2 rRNA genes are annotated in these 301 nt (G+C 60.1%); both read right to left on the bottom strand.

Going from position 1 to position 301, the window contains the following annotated elements:
* Window positions 1-61 (bottom strand): 5S ribosomal RNA (rrf, locus tag AC27E8_RS11760); the annotation flags it as partial.
* 117 nt (window positions 62-178) lie between these two features.
* Window positions 179-301, bottom strand: a 23S ribosomal RNA gene (locus AC27E8_RS11755); the annotation flags it as partial.

Genomic DNA, 301 nt, shown 5'->3' with positions numbered 1-301 from the left:
AGGTCTTCACGTCCGTGTTCGGGATGGGTACGGGTGTTGCCCCTCCGCTATGGTCACCAGACCTGCTTCGCTCCATGCTCGCTCGGAGGGCTTCGGCCTTCGGCCTGCAGATCTCCTCGCTCGCATGTCGCTTCGCATCTGTCTTCTTGGCCCTTGTCGCCGTGCATAGGGAGTCGTTCAGGTGAAGCCCTCGACCGATTCGTATCTGTCCGCTCCACGCATCACTGCGCTTCCACGCCAGACCGATCCACCTCGTCGTCTTCGAGGGGTCTTACTTCCTTCTCGGAATGGGATACGTCAT

The organism is Alicyclobacillus sp. CIJ1 (assembly GCF_057538885.1).
The sequence above is the reverse complement of the archived record's forward strand: the minus strand, read 5'-3'. Positions and strand labels throughout refer to the sequence as shown.